A 24,135-nucleotide genomic window follows, 5' to 3' on the forward strand; every position below is an offset into this window, starting at 1 on the left:
CGCCTGGAGGGCATGGTGTGCCCAGTTCGTCGGGCGTACCTGGCGTGCCTGATGATGTGTCCGGGATGCCTGATTCATCCGGTGCGTCCGGTGCGTCCGGTGCGTCCGGCGTGCCTGGAGCGTCCGTCGCCGCGGGGGTGAACGTCTCGCTGACCAGGGTCAGCTCGGTTCCGGTGGACGAGGCGGGCAGCGGCACGGCGACCGGCGTGAACACGGCGCCGGCCTCGACGTCGGCGAGGGCCTGCCCGGCCGCGTCGAGGACGCGCAGCCGTACCGTCCCGGACGCCCCGGGCCGGCCGACGTCGGCGTGCAGCACCCGGTCGCCGCCGGGGGCGACCGAGAGGACCCCCGCGCCGTTCGACCAGACCCACTGCCGGCGGCGGCCGCCCTCGGGCGGATACCAGCCCGTCCCGTACCCGACCGCCGGGCGCACGCCTCGCAGGAACGGGCTGCCGGCGCGGATCGCGGCCCGGCGCCACGCCGCCGCGTCGTGATCGGCCGGTGTCGGGAAGAAGCACAGGTACGCCGAGTGCCTCGAGCGGGGGACCAGCCGGCTCATGTACGAGCCGTTGACGAACAGGTCGTACTCGGCGCTGATCTCGGCGACGGCGTCGTCGCCCCGGTCGGGCAGCAGGCGGTACCGGCAGCCGGACAGGTCGAGCCCGAGGTGGGCACCGAGCGCGTCCAGGTCGACCGCCGAATGCCCCAGCAGGTCGACCTCGGCGCCTTCGGCCGCGAGCACCTCGGCGATCATGCCGTTGTGGCGTTCCCCGCCGCCCATGGAGTGCCAGAACCTGTTGTAGACGGCGGCCCGGATGCCGCTGGCCGGCTTGGCTGCCGGCCGCCGCGTGTCAGCCGGGTGCCGAGCGGTGGCCTCGGCGGCGACCGGCCGCGTTGCGGTCGCCTGCGCTGTCGCGGGCGGTGCCGGTGTCGTCGTGGCCGCCGGTGTTGCCGCCGGTGCCGGTGCCGCCGGTGTTGCCGTCGGTGGTGTCGTCGGTCCGGTCGTCATCGTCGCACCAGCCAGTTCTCCAGCTCGTGGCGGCGGGTCGAGGCGGTGCGTGAGATCGCCCGGCGGCGGGCCAGCATGGCCGGCAGCAGCCGCAGGTAGGAGGCGATGACCGTCAGCCGCAGCCAGGTCGGGCGCAGCGGGGGGCGGCTGCGCGCGGCCCACGCCTGGCGCAGCGTCCGCAGCGCGATGGACGCGGTCGTCAGCGGGTAGCGGGCCACCGCCGCCAGCGCGATCCGGGCGCTCGCGTCCTTGGTGAGCATCAGCAGCCGGTTACGGTCGGTGTGGAAGACGAACAGCGGCGACCACTCGACGCTGGACGCCGAGTGGACGTGCCGCAGCACCGCGTCCGGTATGTAACGGATCGTGTAGCCGCGGGCGCGGATCCGCCAGGACAGGTCGGTGTCCTCGTAGTAGAGGAAGAAGTCGTCGTCGAACCAGCCGAGCTCGCGCCCAAGCTGGGTGCGGATCGCCATGCCGTTGCCGCAGGCGGTGAAAACCTCCTCGGCCCGGGCGAACTGGCCGGTGTCGACCTGCTGGTAGCCGCGGTCGGCGCCGTACCCGTCGCGCAGCACGATCCCGCCGACGTTGTTGATCACATCGACGCGCGCCACGCCGTCCGGGACGGTGAACTCCACCGTGGACGGTTCGGCGCCGGCGTCCAGCGTGACCGACCCGCCGTCCCAGCTCAGCGTGACCGGTTTGGGTGCCTGGCCGGCCCAGGTGAAACCGAGCGTGACCGGGCCCCCTTCCGGGACCGGGACGCACAGCTCGCCGTCACCGCGGGTCCAGAAGAACGGCGCGTCCCGGCCGCCCTCGGCGCCGAAGGTCAGTTTCTCCCACAGGACCTCCCGTAGCACCTCCCGGCCGTCGACGGTCACCGACGACACCCGGACGCCGAGTTCGCGCGGGTCGTGCGGGCCGGGGGTGAAGGCCGGCGTCGACAGCCGCAGCCGTAGGAAGCGGGGGAGGAAGACGACCTTGCCGGTGACCGCACCCAGGCGGTCGCCGCCGGGGGCGTCGAACGGCGCCAGCAGGTTGGCCAGCCAGTCCGGCTCGGGCACCGCGTCGTTGTTGAGCAGGGCGGCGTACTCGGTGGTGACCGCGCGTAGCGCGAGGTTGTTGCCGCCGGCGAAGCCGAGGTTGGTCTCGGAGGGCACCAGCCGGACCCACGGGTAGCGCTCGGCCAGCAGCGCCCGGGAGGAGTCCTGCGACGCGTTGTCGACCACCCACGTCTCGAAGGCGAAGCCGGTCACCTGCTTGGCCAGGCCGTCCAGGCAGGCCGGCAGCAGGTGCGCACCGTTCCAGTTGACGATGACGACGGTCACCAGCGGCTTGGCCGGCTCGGCCTCCGGGCCGGCGGGCGTGGTGTCCGGGCCGGTGGCGGCGACGGCCGGGTCGCCGGCCGCGCTGGTCAGGTCGGTGGGTGTGACGCCCAGGGCGGCTGACGCGCTGGCGGGCGCGCCGGCCGGGCTGCTGGACTCGGTGGCCGGGCTGCTGGACGTGCTGACCGGGCTGGCGGGCGCGCCGGCCGGGCTGCTGGACGCGCTGGCCGGGCTGGCGGGCGCGGTGGCCGGGCTGCTGGACGCGCTGGCCGGGCTGGCCGGGCTGCTGGACGCGCTGGCGGACTCGGTGTTCGGCCCGGGGGCCGGGCCGGGGGTGGTCGGGTCGCTCATCCGCGGGCCCTCGCCTCGTAGTCGACTTTGAGCAGGCCACCGGCCTGCGGGCCGCTGATCCCGAACAGGTCGTCGAAGCGGCGCTTGGTGACCGGGGCGCCGGTGGCGGCATCGGAGACGTGCACGCTGATCGCGAACGCGCCCAGCAGCTCGGGGATTTTCGGCACGGTGAAGTCCACGGTGAGCAGGCCGGGTCTGCTCGGTATGCCGCCGACGGGCGTCTCCATCAGCCAGATCGGCAGATCGTGCTGGCCGAGAACGTAGACGTGCAGGTAGATCCGTTCCGGCGCGTCCAGGGTGAGGTCGAGGGTCAGGGAGACGGTCAGTTTCTCACCCGGGTCGAACTGGACCTGGGACGGCCCCCCAGGGTCCCTGGCGAAGGTCGCCAGGACGGGCCGGACGGCGGCGACGTCGTAGGGCACGGGCCCGTCCGAGGGCAGGCTGCCCAGGCGTTGCCGCAGCAGCCGGGTGCCGATCTCCGGCGCGCCGTCGAAGATCATCGAACCGGATTCCAGGACCAGGACCCGGTCGCAGATGCTCTCGACCAGGTCCAGGGAGTGCGTGACGAACAGGATCGTGCGCCCCTGCCGCCGGAACTCCTCGATCTTCGCCAGGCACTTCTTCTGGAAGGCCTCGTCCCCGACCGCCAGCACCTCGTCCACCAGCAGGACGTCCGGGTCGACGTGGACGGCCACGGCGAACCCGAGCCGGACGTACTGGCCGGACGAGTAGTGCTTGACCTCGTCGTCGATCTTGTGGGGGAGCTCGGCGAAGTCGACGATCGAGTCGAACATCCGGTCGATCTCGCGGCGGGACAGGCCGAGCAGGGACGCGTTGAGGTAGACGTTGTCCCGCCCGGTCAGCTCGCCGTTGAAGCCGGCGCCGAGCTCCAGCAGGGAGGCGATCCGCCCGTTGACCGAGACCTCGCCGTGGGTCGGGCGCAGGATGCCGGCCAGCACCTTCAGCAGCGTGGACTTGCCGGAGCCGTTCGCCCCGGCGAGCCCCACCGTCTGGCCGTTGCCGATCTCCACGTCGATGTCGCGCAGCGCCCAGAAGTCGTCCCCGCTGGCCTGCCCGCGGCGGACGAACAGCTCCTTGAGGCTGGTCGCCCGCCGGTGGTAGGAGACGAACTTCTTGCTCACACCGGTCGCCCGGATCACCACCGGGGCAGCCGACGGGCCCCCCGGGGCGGCCTCGGGCGCCGGGGCGCCCACCATGGACGCCGGACCTGCCGCGTCCACCGGACCTGCCGCGTCCACCGGGCTCGCCGCGTCCGCCGCGGATGCCAGGCTGGTCGTGGGTGCCGGGCTGGTCGTGGGTGCCGGGGCTGGGGCCGGCGCCGGGGTGACCGGTGCGTCCGAAGCCTCACCGGTCATGGCGGGGCCGGCTGGTGACTGCTGCGCTGGCACGTCTGTCAAACCTTCCTCACTGCCTCCGCAGACACGATCATGACGGTTGTCGTGGCCGCTTCAGCCGGGTTCTAGAGATCCTCGGCGAAGTCGGCCTGCATGCGGCGGAACACGTGTGTTCCCAGCCAGAGCAGGCCCAGCGACATCACGCCCGCGACGGCAAGATGCTCGAGGTAGAAGAGATACCCGGGGTCGGCCAGGATGCCCTGCCCGTTCGCGGGGTTGACGGCCGGCCCTTTGTAGATTCCCCGCTGGAAGGTCGCGACGACCGTCGCCATCGGATTCAGGAAATAGATCCACGTCCACTCGTGCAGGAGTTTACGGATCAGCCCGACCGGATACACGATGGGGTTGAGCCAGAACCACGCGAGCAGCGCCACCTCCAGCAGGTGCTCGGTGTCGCGGTATCGGACGTTGAGCGCCGACACGAGCATGGCCAGGCCCACCGTGAAGATCATCGCCACCGCGAACGCCGGCACCAGCAACAGCAGCTGGAAACCGATGAAGCTGTAACCGAGCGCCGCGACCACCACGAAGAGCACGGCGAGCTGCAGGACGAAGTGGACGATCGCGAACCCCACCGCGGAAAGCGGCAGCACCGGCAGCGGGAAACGGACCTTCTTCACGAGGTTCGCGTTGAAGACCACGCTGCCGCTGGCCGCGGAGACGCTGGCGGAGAACGCGTTCCAGATCAGCAGCCCGGACATCAGGTAGACGCCGAAACGGGGCACCCCGGCGTTCATGATGACCTGGAACACCAGGGTGTAGACGGCGAGCAGCAGCAGCGGGTTCGCCAGCGACCAGGCGAACCCGAGGGTCGACCCCTTGTACTTGACCTTGAGATCCTTGCGGATCAGGTTGCGCAGCAGCTCCCAGCGCAGCCGGGTCTGGGCGCGGCTGCGACGGGCGAGCCGGCGGGACTCCGGGCCCGGCCCGTCGACGTGGATCCGTTGCCGCGCCGCCGGCGTGGCCGCCGGTGCGGACCGCTCATCAGTCAGGTTCGACACCGACAACCTTCCGTGAGCCGCGCCAAGTGGGAAGCGAGCCCGACGCTACCGGGAACACCGGACCGCACGGACCGCACGGACCGCACGGGCACCACGTCGGGACGATACGTGGCCGGCCTGGCGCTCCGGCGGCCGGACCTGGGTACGCCGGTGACCGTGGCCACCGGGCCGGTTCATAGTATCGGGCCGTTCATTCAGCTCCGGCCGGTCACTGTCCAGTCTGACCCGGATACCAGCCGGCCCGTCGGCGGTGGCCGTGATGCCCCGCCTGTGGAGGACGCCCGTGTTCACCGACGTCCGGATCCGTGAGGTCTGGTCCCATCTGGAGTCCGGCGGGGCCGAGGTGCTGACGTTGGACGTGTTCGACACGCTGCTGCTGCGGCTCGTGCCCGAACCGGCCCACGCCTTCCTGCTGCTCGGGCACCGGCTGGCCGCCGCCGGGCTGCTGCCGCCGTCGCTGTCGCCCGCGCAGTTCGCCCAGCTGCGGGTGCACGCCGAGACCAGGGCCCGCGAGCGCAGCCAGGCCGGGCGCGGCACGCCGGAGGCCCGGCTGGACGAGATCTGGTCGGTGCTGGCGGCGGCGCTGCCCGGCAGCGGCGGCGTCGACGACCTCGTCGCCATGGAGGTCGCGTTCGAGCGGGACATCTGCCGGGCCGACCTGGCCGTCGCCGAACTGGCCGAGCTGACCATCACCAAGCTCGGCCGGCCCGTCCACCTGGTCTCCGACACGTACTTCTCGCCGGACCAGCTGCGCCGGCTGCTGCGGCGCCCGGAGCTCGCCGGTATCAGGTTCACCCAGGTGCTCACCTCCAGCGACGCCGGGGTGAACAAGAGCAGCGGCCTGTTCGCCCACGTGCTCGCGCGGGCCGGGGTCGCGGCGTCCCGGGTCATCCACCTCGGTGACAACCCGGTCGCCGACGTCGAGAGCGCCCGTGAGCACGGGATCCTTGCCGTCCACTACCCCAAGTACACCGACGGGCTGGAGACGACGCTGGACCTGGAGGGGCTGCGTTCCCGGCCCACCTCCGACACACCCGTCGACCCGGTGCACGGCGACTACGGGGTGACCGCGATCCGGGCCCGGACCCTGCACCGCGCCGACGCCGCCGCCGTCCCGGCGGGCCTGCGCCGCCACTGGGAGACCGGCGCGGCCGTGTTCGGCCCGGTGTTCACCGGATTCGCGGAGTGGGCCGTCGAACGGGCCGCGGACTACGGGGTCGACCGGATCCACTGCCTCATGCGCGAGGGGGTGTTCCTCGCCCGGGCGCTGGCGGAGCCCGGGCACGACCGCGGGATCACCACGTCCCCGCTGTGGGCGTCCCGGCAGGTGTGCGCGCTGGCCAACGTCTTCGAGGGCAGCCCGCAGGAGCTGCGCGGCTTCCTGACCCGGCGGCACGCCCCCAGCGTCGGGCAGCTGCTGCGCCAGCTCGGGGTGGGCGTGGAGGAGGTCGCCGGCCTCTCGGCGCTCGCCGGCCGGCGGCTGGACGTCCCCGGGCTGCGTGAGGAGACCCTGCACGCGCTGTGCAACGACGAACGGGTCCGCGGCGAGATCGTGACGACCGCGAGCCAGCTGCGGGAACGCTACCTGCGCTACCTCGACGCCCAGCTCGGCGACGCGGACCGGGTCGTCATCGTCGACCTGGGCTGGGGCGGCACCATCCAGGGCCTGCTGCACCAGCTGCTGGTGGCCTCCGGCCGCGAGGTGGAGATCGTCGGCCTGTACCTGGCGACCAACGCCGGCGCCAACGTGCACCGCCTGTCCGGGCTGCGGCTGGAGGGCTATGTCGCCTCCGGCGGCGAACCGGAGGCGCTGTTCGCCCCGGTGATGCGCAGCCCCGAGGTGCTTGAGCAGCTCTGCATGCCCGACGTCGGCTCGCTGATCGGCTTCGACGAGGACCTCACCCCCGTGCTCGCCGCCGACCACACCTCCCGCACGCAGGTCGCGCAGCGCGCCGCCGTCCAGGACGGGGTGCTCGCCTACCAGCGGGAATGGCTGCGTTACCACCGCGGTGAGACGCCGATGCCGTCCCTGGTGTCGGACGGGGCGCGGCTGGCGGCGCTGCGCACCCTCACCCGGTTCGTGACCCGGCCGACCCCGCAGGAGGCGTTCGCGTTCGGGATGTGGTCGCACGACGACAACTTCGGCTCCGAGTCCTCCGAAGGGCTGCTGCCCGCCGATCTGCTGCGCAGGATGCCGTACCTGACCGCGGCCGATCTCGAGAGGATCCCGATGCAGGAGCTCTACTGGCCGGCGGGGGTGGCGGCGGTGGCGAACCGGCCGCTGGCGGTCGTCAGCGGGCTGGCCGCGGGCGCCGGGATCTCGGCGCTGGAGGTCTCCCCGGAGGCCGCCGCCGGCCCGGTCGAGGTCTACGTCGACACCGGGGCCGACTTCGCCGCCGGCCCGAAGGAGTCCGCGGTCACCCGCTCCGGGCGGGACGGGCTGTCGCTGGTGCGCCTGCGCATCGACGGGGTCGGCGTCCGCCGGGTGCGCATCGACCCGGCCGGCCGGCGCGGCCTGCTGCGGCTGGACTGGCTGAAGCTGTCCTTCCACCTCAACAACGTCACCGAGCCGTACGAGGTGACGATCACTTCGGTCCCGGACGAGGCGCGGCTGCACCTGATCGGGGCACGGGCCCTCCAGCCGAACCTGATCGAGATCCTCGGTGACGACCCGCAGTTCGTCTACGTGCTCGACCCGGTGGGGCAGGCGCAGCTGGCTGCCACCTACGCCATCGACGTCGAGTTCGCCTTCGGATGGCTGGGGATCCGTTCCGACCCGCTGGCGGTCCCGGCCGAGCAGGGCACCCCGTTGTCACGCCGGGCCGTTCAGCGGCTACGGCGCGAACTCGAAGAACGCTTCTGAACCCGTGCCCCTCGGGGCGCCGGCGGCGTGATCACATTTTGCCCGCGCCGCCGGAGGGCGGCCGGCGGCCGTCACGCGGTTCGTGAAGCCGCGCGGTTCGTGAAGCCGCGCGGTTCGTGAGAGGGCACCCTGGTCAGGGATGGTGCGATCGTGGTCGCCGGGCGCGTCGCTGGAAGGCTCTGAGGGAGAATCGGTCGATCGCGATGATGCGGTCGTTGCGGACAACGTGGACGGGGTCGCTGTGAGTGATACAGCTCTGGGTGGGGACGGCGTGAACGATATTGTCATGGGCCGTCCGGCCGAGTGGCGCGGTTCCGCCGGTGACGGTGGGCCGCACGGCAACATCGACGACCATCCCACGGCGGACCTGTCGGCGCCGGGCCCCGGCAACCAGGTGCCCACGGACGTCGGCGCGGGCGCTTCCGTCCCGCGTCCTGATCCCGCTGATCCCGCTGATCCCGCCGGGGCTGCCGGGTCGGGTGGGACGGCCGGGGCCCAGCCGAGTCCGCCGTGGTTCAGCGAGCCGTCCACCCGCCGCGCCGCTGCCGCGCATGGCGGCCCGGGGACGCACGGCGGTCGGGAGGCGCATGGCGGCCCGGAGACGCACGGCGGCCGGGAGGCACACGGCGGCCGGGAGGTACACGGCGGCCGGGAGAGCGGCGAGGAGGCCGCCGCCCGCGTGCCGTGGACCGAGCCGGCCGTCGCCGCCGGCGGCGCTGTCACTGATCGTGAAGGCGTCGACGGACGTGAGGAGGACGCCGCGGGCGGGGCCGGCGAGCCTGACGTGTACGCGGTCGAGTCGGCCCCCAACGAGACGTTGCAGCCGCTGCTGCTGCACTCCCTCGCGGAGCTGCGGGAGATCTGGATGCCGCTGCTGGAGGCCGCCGACGTCCGCAGCGTCGCCGAGATCGGCTCGGAGAGCGGGGCCACCACGTCCCTGCTCGTCGACCTGCTGCGCGGGCGCGGCGGGAAGCTGCTGGTCATCGACCCGGACCCGGGCGTGACACCCGAGCCCGGGGACGGCCTCGAGGTCGACGTGGTGCGCGGTTACAGCCCGCAGGCCCTGGTCGGGCTCACTCCCGCGGACGCCTATCTGATCGACGGCGATCACAACTACGCGACGGTGACCAGCGAGCTGGGGACGATCGCCGACGCCGCCCGGGCCGCCGGCCGTCCCCACCTCCCTTTACTGATCATGCATGACGTGGGCTGGCCGAACGCCCGGCGGGACTCCTACTACACGCCCGAGCGCATCCCGGAGCCGGAGCGGCAGCCGTACTCGTGGGAGCTCGGGGTCCGCGTCGACAGCACCGGTGTGGTCACCGGCGGGCTGCGGGGCGAGGGGGCGTTCGCGTGGGCCCGGTCGGAGGGCGGAGCGGGCAACGGCGTCCGCACGGCGGTCGAGGACTTCCTCGCCACCCGTCCGCAGCTACGCCTGTTCGTGGCCGCGCCGATCTTCGGCCTGGGCATCGTGGTGGACGGCCGGGCCCCGTACGCCGAGCGGGTCGGCGAACTGCTGCGGCCGTGGGTGCGTAACGGCCTGCTGACCCGGCTGGAACGCAACCGGCTGGACCTCTACCTGCACGTGCTCCTCCTGCAGGACGAGATGATCGACGCCGCCCGCCGGCGGCAGCGGGAGTGGGCCCGCCTGGACGCGGCCCTGGCCGACCGCGCCACGACCGAACTGCGGCTGCTCGACGCGGCGGCCGAGGCCGAACGCGCGCTGGAGACGGAACGCGCGACCTCCCAGCAGTTGCGCGCCGCCCTCGCCGACGAACCGAAGCTCGTGCACGCGGCCCGGGTGGCGAACGCCGCGCTCAAGGCCCGGCTGGGCGGCCACCGAGGCGCGCGGGCGGTCCGCACGGCGCGGGCGGTACGCGGGGCGCTGCACAGCCGCCGCTGAGCTTCCAGCCGCCGAGCCCCCAGCACCCCGGCGGGCGCACCGGGCCGTGATCCGGGTGGCTGCCAGCCGCCGGCCGCGCCGGCCACCGGGGAAGATCGCCAAATATTTGTCGTTCTGTACGCCTACCGGGCCGAAAAGCGTACAGAACGACAAACTCGCCTGGATCATGCTCCGTGCGGGTGGCTGTGGTGCCGCCCGCGCTCTGTGGCCGGTGTCGTGGGCTCGGTGGCCTGTGTGTTGCGCGCGAGGCGGACGGCGGTGAGGGCGGCAAGGGCCAGGGCCGACCCGAAGACGATCGCGATGCCGGCCGCCGGCCACGGTGACCAGGCGGCCATGGCGCGCAGGGCCGCGACCGGTCCGCCTCCGGCGGGCCGCCAGAAGTGGCCGAGGACGAGCCACGCCGCGTCCAGCTGGATGCCGGCCGCGGCGGCGAGCACGGCGAGCGGCAGCCAGCGGGCCAGGCGTGGCCCCAGCGCGGCGGCCCCGGCGCCGGCGAGGACCGCGACCCCGGCGAAGCCGGTGAACAGGTACCGCCCGGAGACCCCGGTCATGTGCCCGGTGCGGGCGAGATGGGCGGCGGCCTGCCCGCCGATGATCACGAGCAGGCCGGTCGTCGGCCACAGCATGAACAGCAGGTCCGTCCGCCGCGCCCGGTCGCGGGCACGCAGGAGGCCCCAGCCGGCCAGGCCGCCGAGCAGGCCCGAGGCGATGATCACCAGCGCCGGGGGGAGATCGGCCTCGTACCAGCCGATGGAGCCCCACCAGCGGGTCGCCAGCCGTTCGGACATCCACGACCAGTAGACGCCCCAGTCCCGTCCGGCGTACTCGCCGGGCGGGAAGCCCGGCGTGCTCGGCTGGACGGTATGCCAGCGCAGGATGTTGACCAGCCACCACCAGCCGCCGGCGGCGATCATGAGCCCGCCGCAGAGCACGGCGGACGGCCACCGGGAGCGCGCGCCGCGCAGCCGGGCGCAGGCGTATGCCGCGGCGGCCATCGGTACCAGCACGACCGCGAAGAACTTCGTCAGCAGCGCGAGACCGGTGAGCAGCCCGATCCAGCACGCGGTCCGCGTCGAGGTGTCCCCGCGCAGCACGTGGGCGACGGCCACCGTGACCAGCCCGCCGAGGCCGATCAGCAGATTGTCGTTGTTGACGCTGGAGCCGATGTGGACCAGCTGCGGCACGGCGCAGGGGACCAGCGCGGCAACGGTCGCGGCGACCGGCCGGGAGCACAGGCGTCTGGCGGCGGCGTGGGCCAGCAGCGGTAGCGGTGCCACCATCAGGACGCTTACCATCCGTAGCAGGCCGATGGTCACGTCCCAGCGCCGGGCGTCGCCGCTGTCCGGAAGCGTTTTGAGGATCGCGGCTTCCACCAGGTAGTACAGCGGTGGATGCTGGACCATCTGCTGGATGTAACCGGCCGGCTGCTCCGGGACGGCGAGATCCCGCCAGGCCGGCCGCTGGGAGCGCGGGGGCGCGTCGTGCGCCGGGACCGGGGCGACGGTGAGCTCGTAGGGACTGCTCCGGCTGCCGAACGGTGACGCTCTGATGGCACCGACCCCGTCCGGCGTCACCACCGCGTCGCCCGGGCGCGGCCAGCCGTAGCCCTGGACGAGCCGCATGACGGCGTCGACCTGGTTCGGCTCGTCCGGCGCGTGGTACTGGGGCACCAGCACCGACCAGGAGGCGAGCAGGAACGTGAACACGGCGGTGATCAGCCAGATGTGGCCGGGCGTCCGGCGCGGGATCCCAAGCGGGCTGAACCGCTCCACCGGGCGGCCGCCGGACGGCTCCGCGGCGACGGCGACAGCGACAGGCGTACCGGCTGCGGCCTCCATCAGAACGGCTCCGGGGCTCGGGCCCGTGGCGGCGCGGGAAACACGCGGCCGCGCCGCCTCCGGCCCGCTGACGGGCGGGGGCTGGGGATCTCCGGGAACGGATGGTTGCCATCGTACGTATGCTTCGCGGCTTTTCGGTGGCCGTGCGCGCTGTGAAAGCCTTCGTTCCCCGCGGCTGCCGGGAACCACACCTCAGCCGCCGGCGCAGCCACCGCCGGCGCGTCAGACGCGGCTGGTCAGCGCCAGGAGCCGACCTGGCCGACCACCTTCGCCGGGCTGCCCGCGACGATCGTCTTGGTGGGGACGTTCCTGGTCACCACGGCACCGGCCGCGACGACCGCGCCCTCGCCGACCGTCACCCCCTTCAGGATGATGGCGCCGGTCCCGATCCAGGCCCGGTCCTCCAGGACGACGGGGGCGCTCATCGGCTGCTCGACGCCGTCCACGGTGATGGGGTGGAAGTCGTTGTCGAGGATCTGGGTGTTCCAGGAGATGGTGCAGCCGGCGCCGATGCTGACCCGTTCCCGCACGAGGATCTTCGCGAAGCCGTTGATGTTGACGCCGTGTCCGAGCTGTAGCAGGCCGGAGTCCACCACGATGCGGGTGCCGCGCTGTACTGAGACGACCCCCTCACAGCGCAGCCGCCCCTCGGGGTGGATCCGCAGCACGGAGACGTCCCGCCGGGTGGAGATCCCGAACGGGCCGAGGCCGATCCGCAGCGCCGCGCCGTCGGCGAACTCGATCCGTTCGCGGCCTTCGAGCACGGTGGGTGAACCCGTCCAGATGGGCTGCCCGTACGCGAGCGGATAGCGCAGCCCGGCCACGAAGGACCGCGCCGACGTCTCCCGCCCGGCCCGCAGCGCCCGGACGTTGCGGGCGTACTCGCGCGCGTCGCCGACGAACCGCCGGTCGAGCCGGTTGACCTGACTGCCGAGACGCTCGATGAGCCCACCCATGGCCGGAAATCCTAGTCCGTCGGCACGGAGCGATCATGACCTCCGTGCGCCGCCGCCTGCCATCGATGATGGCGCTGAGACGTACCGCCAGCAGCGCGTCCGTACCGGCGGGTGCGGTCCCGGCCCGTACCGCCGCCACCCGCACGACCGGCAGGCCGGCCGGCGAACGTGGTGAGAGGGGTGGGCCGCCGCGTCGCGGGACCTCCGTGACCGGCCGGTGGCCGCGGCGTGTAACGCTGGCATCCGGTAACCCCGGCATCCGGTAACCCCGGCATCCGGTAACCCCGGCATCCGGTAACCCCGGCATCCGGTAACCCCGGCATCCGGTAACCCCGGCGTCCTGTGACCCCGGCATGCGGACGGGGCAGCCGAAGCACGCGCGGAGGAGGTTGTGATCATTCGACCTGACCGGCCCGGCCGGTCCGGCCACAACTCGACGGCACCGGCGAACCTCCCGTTCCCGGGCGGAAATCAGGAGTCACATCGACGTGAGTGTCAGCGTTGTACGCGCATCTGTCAGCCCCGGCGTACCCGTCCTCAGGAAGCAGAGCGGCGTCGGGACGGTGGCGGAGGCACCCGCCCCGCCCTATGTGACGGTCGTGCTGCCCTGCTACAACGAGCAGGATCACATCGTCCACGAGCTGGAGCGGATCACCGCCGCGATGGACACCAGCGGCTACAGCTACGAGCTGCTGGTCATTGACGACAAGTCGACCGACAACACGCTGGCGTTGCTGCGCGGCGTGATGCACCGCTTCCCGAACATGCGGCTGATCGCGTTCCGCCGCAACGGCGGGTCGGGCACCGCGCGCCGGATCGGCACCCAGGACGCCCGCGGGAAGATCGTGGTCTGGACCGACGCGGACATGACCTACCCGAACGAGCGCATCCCGGAGTTCGTCCGCCATCTCGACGCCTGCCCCGACGTCGACCAGGTCGTGGGCGCGCGCACGACCGAGGAGGGCACCCACAAGTGGGCGCGGGTGCCGGCCAAGTGGTTCATCCGGATGATCGCGCAGCGGCTGTCCGGCATGAAGATCCCCGATCTGAACTCGGGGCTGCGGGCGTTCCGGCGGGAGGTTTCCCTGCCGTACCTGCGGCTGCTGCCGCCCGGGTTCTCCTGCGTGACGACGATCACGATGGCGTTCCTGTCGAACCAGCACCCCGTCGACTACATCCCGATCGACTACGCGAAACGCTCGGGCAAGAGCAAGTTCCACCCGTTCCGGGACGCGCGCCGCTACATCCTGCAGGTGCTGCGGATGGTGATGTACTTCGACCCGATCCGGGTGCTGATGCCGATCGCCCTGTGGATCATGGGGCTGGGTTTCGTGAAGCTCGTCGCCGACCTGATCCGTTACGACCTGCGGGTCACCACGTCCACGCTGCTGGCGATCCTGGTCGGTTTCCAGATCGTCGTGCTCGCCCTGATCGGGGATCTCGTGGCCCGCTCCCGCGGCGGCGACTGATGCCCCGCCGGACTGCGCTGCCGTCCCGCCGGGTCCCACGGTGACGGATGCTCCATGGTGACGGACGTTCCCCCATGCTGACGGATCTTTCATCCCTCACGGTGAGGCTCCTTCCACAGGGACGGACGAGATGACAGGTGAGCGGCCGGAGAGGCACGCCGGGACGCCGGCGCCGGCGCGGTCGCGGATCGCGATCGTCGGCCCGGCCCATCCCTACAAGGGCGGTGTCGCCCAGCACACCACCGAGCTCGCGCACCGGCTCGCGGCGTGTGGCCACGACGTCCGCCTGGAGTCCTGGTCGGCGCAGTACCCGGCCCGGCTCTACCCGGGCCGGCAGCGGGTGGACGCCCCCGAGACGCGGCCGTTCCCGGCGACGTCCTACCCGCTGTCATGGCGGCGGCCGGACACCTGGCCGCGGCTGGGCCGCCGGCTGCGCACCGGCGTGGACGCGGTGGACGCCGTGGTCGTCGTCGTGGTCACCCCGATCCAGGCGCCGGCCTATCTGGGCGTCCTCGCCGGCCTGCGCCCGCCGGCCCCGCGGCCAGGAAACGCGCCGGCGGGCGGGGGGCGGGGAAGTGCGCCGGCGGGCGGGGTGCCGGCGGAGAACGGTCGCGCCGTCCGTGTGGGCCGGGGCCTCCCAACCATCGGTGGGCGGGAGGACAGGCCGGTGGTTCTTGCGCTGTGTCACAACGTGTTGCCGCACGAGCGGCGAGCCCTGGACGTCCCGCTGGTGCGGGCGGTGCTGCGCCGGGTGTCCGGGGTCCTGGTGCACACGCCGGCCGAGGCCGAGCGGGCCCGCGGCCTCACCACCCGCCCGGTGTGGGTGGCGCCGATGGCCCCGCACCTGGGCGCGGCCGGCGGCGCTGTCTCCGACCGTACTCGCGACGGCGCTGCCGGCCGTACCCGCGATGGCGCCGCCGGTGGCCGGAGGCTGTTGTTCTTCGGCCTGGTCCGGCCGTACAAGGGTCTGGACGTGCTGTTGCGGGCGCTCGCCGCCGGCCCGCCCGACGTGCGCCTGACCGTCGCCGGGGAGTTCTGGGGCGGGGTTGACGACACCCGGCGGCTGGTCGGCGAGCTCGGTCTGGCCGGGCGGGTGGAGCTGCGTCCCGGCTATGTGCCGGCCGCCGAGGTGCCGGCCCTGTTCACGGCCGCCGACGCGCTGGTCCTGCCGTACCGGTCGGCGACGGCGACCCAGAACGTCGACCTCGCCCACCGCCACGGCCTGCCGGTGGTGGCGACCGCTGTCGGCATGCTGGGGCAGGCCGTGCGGGACGGGGTGGACGGCCTGCTGGCCGCCCCGGACGACCCGGGGTCGCTGGCCGCCGCGCTGCGCCGGCTGTACGAGCCGGGCGTGCTCGACACCCTGCGCGCCGGGATCGTCCCGCCGGACGCGGACGCGGCCTGGGAGCGCTACCTGACGGTGCTCCACGAGGCGCTCGGCCGTCGCTGACGCGTTGTGTCCCGGGGTGCTCCGGGGGAGTTGTCGGTGTGTGTCGGTCCACCGGAACAAAACATTCCGCCACCGCATGTCGAATCCTCCGGTCGAACGGGCGGCCGTTGGGCCGCCGAGGGCATCCATGTCAATGGGCGTCGGCCTGTGTTTTCCGGTTGTGTATCGGCAGGTTTTCGTCCGGGTTCGGCACCGGACGGCCTCCCCGGCCGCTGGCCGGCCGTGTCCGCAACAAATCTCACGCAACATCGGCAGGTGATATCCGGGATGTAGTGACGTGGCACCGGACGGTGTGGAATGGTGAGCGCCGTAAACACGACGGGGTGACGTCCGCCTGCTTGCGATGATGCCGGGCCCACGTTGTCCTGTCTTTTCCCGCCGCATTTTCTCCGTTCTTCCCCCTGTTCTTCCCTGTGCTGTTCCATTGCTGTTCGCCTGCTGTTCTTCTGCTGTGCGCCCGTTCGGGTGCGTAGGTCACCCAGGTCCTTCCTCGGACCGTGCCGTGGGTCGGTACGGTCCGCTGGGCCCTGGGTTCCGCGCTGTTGTCGCGCCGTGTCCGTGCCTGTTTTTCGGCATGCATGCGGCTCCTTGGTTGATGAGTTCTCGGGAGTGCGCCCATGGTCGGCCGGCGGCGTTCCGCTCCGTCTCGGCGGATGTTGCGTGGTGTCCAGCGACGGTTTACCCGCCGGCGGCTGGCCGCCATCTCCATCGGGCTGGTGCCGCTGGTGGTGCTGACCACGCTGGCGGTCATCCAGGTGGCCGGCGGGGCGGGCCGGCCGGCGCCGCTGATCAACCCGTTCCGGAACGTGGCGTTGCCGCAGAGCTCGAGCGGCAGCGCGGCGGGCCGGGAGACCCAGGTGCCGACGGCCCGCGCCCAGGCGGTGTCCGGGCCGGCGCCGTCGGCGGAGCAGGTGCGCGCCCAGGTCCCGCCGGTCGCGGGTACGGTGCCCACGACGCCGCGGGAGCCGGAGCGCCCGGTGGAGCTGCCGGAACCGGATCCGGCCGCCGGCGCGGCGAAGCTCGGCCCGGCCTGGACGATGGACATGGGCACGCCGGAGTGGGGTGTGCTGCCGGGGCAGGCACTGCGGCCGGGTCAGGTGGAGCTGCCGGAGCGGCGCACGGCGTGGAGCGACGAGTTCCGTAATCCCGATGGGACGTATACCGCCCGGGTGTATTCGGCGCCGAAGCGGTTCACCGATGCCGGTGGCAGGTGGGTGGACATCGACACGAACCTGGTCGCGGCGGCGGGTGGCCGCCATCGGGTGGCCGCGGTTGAGCATCCCGTCGATGTCGCGGACAGTGCGGATGATCCCCGTCTGGTGGCGGTCCAGGTGGGTGCGGGCGCATCGGTGTCGTTCGGGATCGCCGACGCACGGCCGGCGCGGGCGGTGGTGGACGGGCCGGCCGCCTCCTACGCGGGGGTGCGGCCGTCGTCGGATGTGGAGCTGGCCGGGACGTTGTCGGGGTTGAAGGAGACCTTGGTCCTGCACGCGGCGGACGCCCCGGCCAGCTGGACGTTCCCGCTGGCGCTGGAGGGTCTGACCGCCACCCTGGATGCCACGTCCCAGCAGGTTTCCCTCGCCGACGCCAAGGGTGTGGTGAAGGCGGTGATCCCGCGTGGGTCCATGGAGGATTCCGCGGTCGACCCGCACGTGGGTGCCGGGGCGTATTCGGAGGGTGTGCGTTATTCCCTGGTGCCGGGGGCGGACGGCCGGCTCGCGTTGCGGGTGGATCTGGACGAGGAGTGGCTGGCGGATCCGGCGCGGGTGTTCCCGGTGCGGGTGGATCCGTCGGTGGAGGTGCTGCAGGCGTGGGCGGATGACACGTATGTGTCCTCGGCGTTCCCGAACTCGCATTACAACACTCTGGGCGATATTCACGTGGGTACCTACAACGGTGGCGCCGATGTGAACCACGGGTATATCAACTGGCAGGGCACGGCCGCGGTCAACCAGGTCAACGTGCTGGGTGTGCAGGTGGCGTTGCTGAACAGCTGGTCGTGGTCGTGCAGTGCGCGGGATGTGAGCCTGTATGAGGTGAACCAGTCCTGGGATGGTACGACGATGCTGTGGCCGGGGGCGGCGGTCGGCCCGGAGGTGGCGCGCAGCAGTTTCGCCTATGGCTATTCGGGGTCCTGCCCGGCGAACTGGGGGGTGTTCAACGACACCCGGCTGAAGGATCTGGTGAACGCCTGGACGCATGGGTGGAAGGTGAACACCGGCACGTCGGTGCGGGCGAGTTCGACGGACAACTACGCGTGGAAGAAGTTCCTGTCGAACAACACCGCGACCGCGGCGAACCGCCCGCAGATGTCGATCCAGTACACGCCGTACGGCGCGGAGTACTCCTACCCGTCGGGCAGCCCGGTGTGGCAGCAGCAGCTGACGAACAATCAGCAGGGCAAGATCTGGGTGCGGGTGAAGAACACCGGCCGGGATGCGTGGCCGGCGGACGGCAGTTACATGCTCGCCTACCATGTCTATGACGCGTCGAACAGCAACGTCATCGATTACAACGGGTACGCGACGCATCTGCCGGTGACGGTGAACCCGGGGCAGAGCGTCGACATGCTGGCCACGGTGAATCCGCTGCCGCCCGGCAGTTACACGCTGCGCTGGGACATGCTGAACTACGGTGTCACCTATTTCATGGACGAGGGGATATCGCCTTTCGCACAGTCCATGACCGTGCCGAACGTGGCGCCGCAGGTGACGTCGGCGGGGCCGGCGAACGGCGCGGCGGTGTATTCGTTGACCCCGACGCTGACGTTGACCGGGACGGACCCGGACAACTATCCGGGGCAGGGGGTGAACTACTACTTCAAGCTGTGCACCGGCTCGGACGCGAACTCGGGGACCTGCTGGGAGTCGCCGGGGTGGATCAGCTCGAACACGTGGAGCCCGCCCAAGGGAGCCCTGTCCTGGGATCAGACCTACTACTGGCAGGGCTGGGTGGGGGATTTCCAGCTTCCCAGCCAGCCGACATCGGTGGCCCATCTGACCACCCGGGTTCCGTTGACCGGCCCGGAGGGCCATCTGGGATTCGACCCGTATGCGCCGGCGGTGGCGAGTGTGACGCCGGTGGTGGGGAATTATGTGACGTCGACGACGGATGCGTCGGTGGCGGGTGTGGGTCCGGCGTTGGGGGTGACGCGTACCTATAACAACCGGAATCCGGTTGATGGTCTGTTCGGGGTGGGCTGGTCGTCGCCGTATGACATGGCGGCGGCGCCGGATCTCGCCGGTGAGGGTAATATCGCGGTCCGTTATGCGGATGGGCGGGTGTCGCGGTTCGGCCGTAACCCGGATGGTTCGTTCGTGTCGGCGCGTGGCTACTATTCGTCGTTGCAGGCGCCGTCGCCGCGGGTGGCGTCGTTCACCGGGGCGGATTCGGTGTCGTCGTTGGGTACGGCGGATACCGGTGAGGGCTGGCAGGTGCTGGCCGGTACCTGGGGGGTGGCGGGTAACGACGCCTATCTGGTGTCGGCGGGGTCGGGGCGCAGTGTGGCGGTGCTGCCGGCGGGGTCGGATGGCACGGTCCGGTTCACCCTGCCGGTGGCGCAGGACAATGTCGGGGTCGCTTTCCGCGTCCAGGACGCGGACAACCTGTGGGTGCTGTACGCGAAGCCGTCCGCGAACCAGCTGGTGCTGGCGAAGCGGGTCGGGGGTGTGACCACGACGGTGGCGACGGCGTCGGGTGCCTGCTGTGCGGCGTCGGATGTGTTCGCGGTGACGACGGCGGGGACGTCGATCGCGGTGTCCCGGAACGACCGGGTGGTGGCGGCCGCCACCGACGGCGCGTTCCAGACGGCGACCAGGGCGGGGGTGTACGCGCTGGCGACCGGCGCCGGCCGGGTCGGCGCGTTCGCCGTGGTCGATGGCCAGCATCGGGATTCCTTCACCCGGGCGAACGCGGCGACCACCGCCGGCACCGCGGAGAGCGGTGCCGCCTGGACGCCGCTGGCCGGCACCTGGGGTGTCGAGGGCAACCGTGTCTACCTGGCGGCCGCGGCGGGGAACCGGAACCTGCTGGTGGCGCCGGCGGCGGCGGACGGGACGTTCAGTTTCACCCAGCCGGTGACGCAGGCGGACATGGGTCTGGCGTTCCGGGTCGCGGACGCGGGGAACTACTGGCGGCTGGTGGCGGTGCCGTCGTCGAGCAAGTGGCGGCTGATCAAACGGGTGGGTGGGGTCGAGACGACGGTCGCGGACGCGTCGGGTGCGTGCTGCACGACCTCGGACACGTTGACGGTGGTGACGAACGGCCCGTCGATCACGGTGCTGCGTAACGGCACGCAGGTCATGTCGGTGTCGGACCCGGCGGTGATGTTCGGGACGCGGGCCGGCCCGTACACGGAGGGGACCGGCTCGGGCCGGCTCGACGACGTCGTGCTCACCGCGGCGGCGGTGCTGACGGAGAAGTCCGGGACGGTGTCGGCGTTCCGCTCCGACGGCCGGCTGACCCGGGTGACGGACGTGGCCGGCCGGGCGCTGCAGCTCACCTACGACGCGGGCGGCCGGCTCACCCAGGCGCTGAACGTCACGGCGAACCGGGCGTTGACGTTCACCTGGTCGGGTGGGCATGTCAGCCAGGTGTCGACGGGCACGGTGGCGGCGCACGGCGGGCCGCTGGTGTGGTCGTACGGCTACACCGGCAGCAATCTCACCAGTGTGGTGTCGCCGCGGTCGGCGACGCCGACGACGTACGCGTACGCGTTCAACGGGATGCTGGGGCAGATCGTGCTGCCGCGCGGCAACATCGCCGAGACGGTCGGGTACAACCTCGACGGGACGGTGGCCTGGCGCGAGGACGGCCTGGCCAAACGGACCACGTTCACGGTGATGGGCACGTCACCGACGACGACGGTGCGGGTGACCGACCCGCGGGGGCACGCCGAGGACTGGGAGTACGACCTCGGCCAGCTGATCTCGCATCGGGATGCGTTGGGGGACCGCCGGTTCGCCTACAACGACCGTGGTTTCCTCGCGCAGGTCACCGACGAGAACGGCAACGTCCTGACGTTGCTGACCGACGACCGCGGGAACATCAGCGCCCGTACGACGGTGCGGGCGAACGTCTCCGGGACGCCGGTGACGCACACCGAGTACTACGGCTATTTCCTGGGCGCGCCCGGGGATCCGCGTAACGATCTGATGACGGTGGCCCGTGACGGCCGGTCGGTGTCGGCGACGGACGCCACCTACGCGACGACGTTCAGCTACAGCCCGCTCGGGGATCTGCTGGCGACGACGACCCCGGCCACGGCCGACTTCCCGTCCGGGCGGAGCACGACCTGGGCGTACGCGGCCGGCAGCGAGGCGGCGGTCGGCGGCGGGACGGTGCCGCGGGACGTGCTGCTGTCCACCACCGACCCGCGGGGGAAGGTGACGGGCTTCTCCTATGACAGCAAGGGGGATCTGCGCCGCGACGTCGACCCGGCCGGGCTGGCCCACGACTACACCTACGACGAGCTGGGCCGGCGGGTCACGGCGAAGGAGACCTCGGACACCTTCCCGTCCGGGATCACCACCACGACCGGCTATGACACGCTGTCCCGGGTCGCGCAGGTCACCGAACCCGGTGTACAGAACCCGATTTCCGGGACGACGCACACCCGGGTCACGGCCCACAGCTACGACCTGAACGAGAACCTGACCCAGACGGTGGTGTCGGATGCCACCGGCGGGGACGCGTCGCGGACGACGACGTACGCCTACGACAACGACGACCGGGTGACGTCGACGACGGCGGCGGCCGGCGCCGTCGAGGCGGCGACCACCGCCTGGGCCTACGACGACAACGGCAACGTCGCGACCGTCACCGACCCGGTCGGGACGGTGACCGCGTTCACCTATACGGCGAAGAACCTGCTGGCCACCACGACCGTGAAGAACTTCGTGGACGACCCGGTGGCCGGCTCGACGCCGCGGGACATGCTGGCGGAGTCTCGGGCCTACGACCCGGCGGGCCGGCTGGCCGCCGTCACCGACGCGTTGGGCCGGACCCGGCAGTTCACCTACTGGCTGGACGACCTGCCCCGGCAGGACATCCTGGTCGGCTACCGCCCGCCGGACACCGTCACCGGCACCCTGTCCACCGCCGGCGCGCGGAACATCGTGCTGGCCGACCGGGCCTTCGACGGCGCGGGGAACCCGACGTCCACGGTGACCGGTGGGGGCCTGCGGACGGTCGCCGGGGTGTTCGACGCGGCCCGGCGGCTGACCCGGACCACCCTCGACCCCGCCGGTCTGGCCCGCACCGTCGACTACACCTACGACGCGAACGGCAACGTGACCTCGACGCTGGCCGGGGCGGCCGGGACGTCGGCGACCGCACGGGTCGACGTCGGCTACGACAACGCCTCCCGCCCGACCTCACAGACGGTGTTCGGTGACGGCACGGCCAGCTTTGTCACGACAACGCTGCGGGACCAGCGCGGGTTCGTGACCGGCACGGCGGACCCGCGCGGCTACGTCTCCGGCGGCCCTCCGGACCCGGCGTACACCACGAACGCCACGGTGGACGCCGCCGGCCGGGTCACCCAGGTGCAGGCCCCGTCCGTACAGGTGGAGGAGAACGGCGGTACGCCGGGCGCGGCCCGGCCGGCCACCGACCTCGGCTACAACACGTTCGGGGAGGTCAGCCACGCCCGGGATGCCCGCGGCCTGGTGACCACGACCGGTTACGACCGGCGGGGGCGGACCGTCCAGGTCACCGAGCCGTCCTACACCCCGCCCGGCGGCGGCGCGCTCATCCCGACGCGGTCGTGGGCGTACGACGCCAACGGTAACCCGCTGACCTACACCGACGCCCGTGGGCAGACCACGACCACGGTGTATGACCGGCGCAACCGGCCGGTGGCGGTCACCGACCCGCAGGTCGCCGGCCAGCCGGCGGCCGGGGTGAGCCGGCTGGTGTACGACGACGCCGGCAACGTCACCGCGACGGTGAACCCGGTCGGGGTGTGGGCGTTCGCCGCCTACGACGACCTGGACCGGGTGTGGGCGACCACGGCGACGGAGCGGTCCCCACAGGCGACGTTCACCACCTACACCGACCACGACGACGCCGGTGATGTCACGAAAGTGATCCGCCCGGCGAACATCGCCACGCAGGCGGCGTGGACCGGGACGTACGACGCGGCCGGCGGCCTGCTACAGGAACGCGACGCGCTGACCAAGCTGACGACCCGCACCTACGACCTCGCCGGCCGGCTGGCGAGCGTGACGGACCCGCTGGGCCGCTCGACCCGCTACACCTACGACCGGGCGGGCCGGCGGACGACGGTGGCGCAGTTCTCCCCATCGAACAGCCAGTTGCGGTCGGTGAGCGTCGGCTATGACGCGGCGGACAACGCGACGTCGTCGACGGACGGGAACGGCTGGACGACGACCCGCACCTTCGACGCGCTGGACCAGCTACGGACGCTGGTGGAGCCGGTGACCGCGTCAACGTCGATCACCACGGGTGTGGGGTATGACGCGGCGGGGAACCGGACCCGGCTGACCGACGGGCGTGGGAACGTCACGGTGGCGACGTTCAACAGTCTGGGGCTGGTCGAGAAGACGATCGAGCCGTCCACCACGGCGTATCCGGCGGCGGCGGACCGGACCTGGCAGACCTCGTATGACGCGGGTGGGCTGCCGGTGGGTGTGCTGGCGCCGGGTGGGGTGACCCGGTCGCGGACGTTCGACGCGCTGGGCCGGCTGACCACCGAGTCCGGCTCCGGTGGGGGTGCGGCGGCGGCGTCACGGTCGGTCGGCTATGACCTGGCCGGCCGGGTGACGTCGGTGAACCATCCGTCAGGCAGCCAGTCGTTCACCTACAACGACCGGGACTTGCTGATCGGTAGTGCGGGGCCGGCGGGGAGCTCATCGTTCGGCTATGACGGTTCGAGCCGGATGGTGTCGCGGACGGACGCGGCCGGGGCGTCGTCGTTCGGCTACAACGCCCGGGATGATCTGACGTCGACGACCGGTGCGGCCACCGGCGGCACCCGCGGCCTGGCATATGACGATGCCGGTCAGCTGACCTCGGTGACCTACGCCGCGGGTGGGGCGGTCCGCAGCTTCGGCTACGACAACCTGGGCCGGACCAGCACGGACACGTTGACCGGTCCAGGTGGGGTGCTACGGGCGGCGACCTACGGCTACGACAACAACGACAACCGGCTGACCGAGACGTTGTCTCCGTCGGGTCTGTCCGGGTCGGGGAACCAGAGCTACGGCTACGACCGGTCGAACCGGCTGGTCTCCTGGACCGGCCCGGGTGGGGCGACCACGACGTACGGCTGGGACGCGGCGGGTAACCGCACGTCGGTGAACGGTGCGACCGCGAGTGTCGACGAGCGCAACCGGCTGCTCTCGGACGGGACCGCGACCTACACCTACACCCCGCGGGGCACGTTGACGGCGCGGACCGCGGGTGGCAGCACGACCACCACCGGGTTCGACGCGTTCGACCGTTTGGTGTCGGACACGGCCGGCGGTGGGGTGTCCTACACCTACGACGGGTTGGACCGTCTCGCGGTGCGTGCCGGAACCGCGCTGTCCTACGCC

General features: G+C 72.1%; 11 protein-coding genes and 1 pseudogene. 6 read left to right on the forward strand and 6 right to left on the reverse strand.

Annotation, left to right across the window (positions count from 1 at the left end):
- Both NBX02_RS05025 and NBX02_RS05030 read right to left on the reverse strand, forming a co-directional pair.
- A pseudogene (locus tag NBX02_RS05025) lies at positions 1-1,009 on the reverse strand (hypothetical protein); the annotation flags it as partial.
- Positions 1,006-2,424: a glycosyltransferase family 2 protein gene (locus NBX02_RS05030; RefSeq protein WP_445548272.1), complete on the reverse strand. Its 1,419-nt coding sequence runs from the start codon at positions 2,422-2,424 to the stop codon at positions 1,006-1,008. The gene NBX02_RS05030 and the pseudogene NBX02_RS05025, both read right to left, overlap by 4 nt.
- Here NBX02_RS05030 and NBX02_RS05035 point away from each other — a divergent pair.
- A complete protein-coding gene (locus NBX02_RS05035; protein WP_250290214.1) occupies positions 2,321-2,713 on the forward strand; it encodes a hypothetical protein in 393 nt (130 codons plus the stop codon). The two genes, NBX02_RS05030 and NBX02_RS05035, sit on opposite strands and share 104 nt — an antisense overlap.
- On the opposite strand, the gene NBX02_RS05040 is transcribed toward NBX02_RS05035, so the two are convergent.
- Together NBX02_RS05040 and NBX02_RS05045 are read right to left on the reverse strand one after the other, a co-directional pair.
- Positions 2,679-3,899: an ABC transporter ATP-binding protein gene (locus NBX02_RS05040; protein ID WP_250290212.1), complete on the reverse strand. Its 1,221-nt coding sequence runs from the start codon at positions 3,897-3,899 to the stop codon at positions 2,679-2,681. The genes NBX02_RS05035 and NBX02_RS05040 overlap by 35 nt on opposite strands.
- A 263-nt stretch (positions 3,900-4,162) precedes the next feature.
- Complete coding sequence (locus NBX02_RS05045) at positions 4,163-5,098, reverse strand: ABC transporter permease (protein WP_445548271.1); 936 nt, start codon at positions 5,096-5,098, stop codon at positions 4,163-4,165.
- Positions 5,099-5,381: 283 nt separating this feature from the next.
- Between NBX02_RS05045 and NBX02_RS05050 the strand changes: the two genes are divergently transcribed.
- Together NBX02_RS05050 and NBX02_RS05055 are read left to right on the forward strand one after the other, a co-directional pair.
- Positions 5,382-7,961, forward strand: coding sequence for an HAD family hydrolase (locus NBX02_RS05050; RefSeq protein WP_250284940.1), 2,580 nt, complete (start codon positions 5,382-5,384; stop codon positions 7,959-7,961).
- Between the two features lie 271 nt (positions 7,962-8,232).
- Positions 8,233-9,864: a class I SAM-dependent methyltransferase gene (locus NBX02_RS05055; RefSeq protein ID WP_250290196.1), complete on the forward strand. Its 1,632-nt coding sequence runs from the start codon at positions 8,233-8,235 to the stop codon at positions 9,862-9,864.
- Between the two features lie 164 nt (positions 9,865-10,028).
- On the opposite strand, the gene NBX02_RS05060 is transcribed toward NBX02_RS05055, so the two are convergent.
- Together NBX02_RS05060 and NBX02_RS05065 are read right to left on the reverse strand one after the other, a co-directional pair.
- Positions 10,029-11,702: a DUF2142 domain-containing protein gene (locus NBX02_RS05060; RefSeq protein ID WP_250290198.1), complete on the reverse strand. Its 1,674-nt coding sequence runs from the start codon at positions 11,700-11,702 to the stop codon at positions 10,029-10,031.
- Between the two features lie 236 nt (positions 11,703-11,938).
- A complete protein-coding gene (locus tag NBX02_RS05065; protein ID WP_250284944.1) occupies positions 11,939-12,658 on the reverse strand; it encodes a DapH/DapD/GlmU-related protein in 720 nt (239 codons plus the stop codon).
- Between the two features lie 563 nt (positions 12,659-13,221).
- Here NBX02_RS05065 and NBX02_RS05070 point away from each other — a divergent pair.
- The 3 genes from NBX02_RS05070 to NBX02_RS05080 all read left to right on the forward strand — a co-directional run.
- Complete coding sequence (locus tag NBX02_RS05070) at positions 13,222-14,127, forward strand: glycosyltransferase family 2 protein (RefSeq protein ID WP_250284951.1); 906 nt, start codon at positions 13,222-13,224, stop codon at positions 14,125-14,127.
- A 130-nt stretch (positions 14,128-14,257) separates the two neighbouring features.
- Complete coding sequence (locus NBX02_RS05075; protein WP_250284945.1) at positions 14,258-15,577, forward strand: glycosyltransferase; 1,320 nt, start codon at positions 14,258-14,260, stop codon at positions 15,575-15,577.
- Between the two features lie 653 nt (positions 15,578-16,230).
- A partial coding sequence (locus NBX02_RS05080; RefSeq protein WP_250290200.1) for a DUF6531 domain-containing protein occupies positions 16,231-24,135 on the forward strand: 7,905 nt, incomplete at its 3' end.

This window comes from Protofrankia sp. CiP1_Cm_nod1, from assembly GCF_920888515.1.
GTDB lineage: Bacteria > Actinomycetota > Actinomycetes > Frankiales > Frankiaceae > Protofrankia.

Bases quoted from the DNA above. Each gene is read 5' to 3' on its own strand.
- NBX02_RS05035 (WP_250290214.1), top strand. From the start codon at position 2,321: ATGACGACGGTCACCAGCGGCTTGGCCGGCTCGGCCTCCGGGCCGGCG.
- NBX02_RS05040 (WP_250290212.1), bottom strand. From the start codon at position 3,899: ATGGTGGGCGCCCCGGCGCCCGAGGCCGCCCCGGGGGGCCCGTCGGCT.
- NBX02_RS05060 (WP_250290198.1), bottom strand. From the start codon at position 11,702: ATGGAGGCCGCAGCCGGTACGCCTGTCGCTGTCGCCGTCGCCGCGGAG.
- NBX02_RS05065 (WP_250284944.1), bottom strand. From the start codon at position 12,658: ATGGGTGGGCTCATCGAGCGTCTCGGCAGTCAGGTCAACCGGCTCGAC.
- NBX02_RS05075 (WP_250284945.1), top strand. From the start codon at position 14,258: ATGACAGGTGAGCGGCCGGAGAGGCACGCCGGGACGCCGGCGCCGGCG.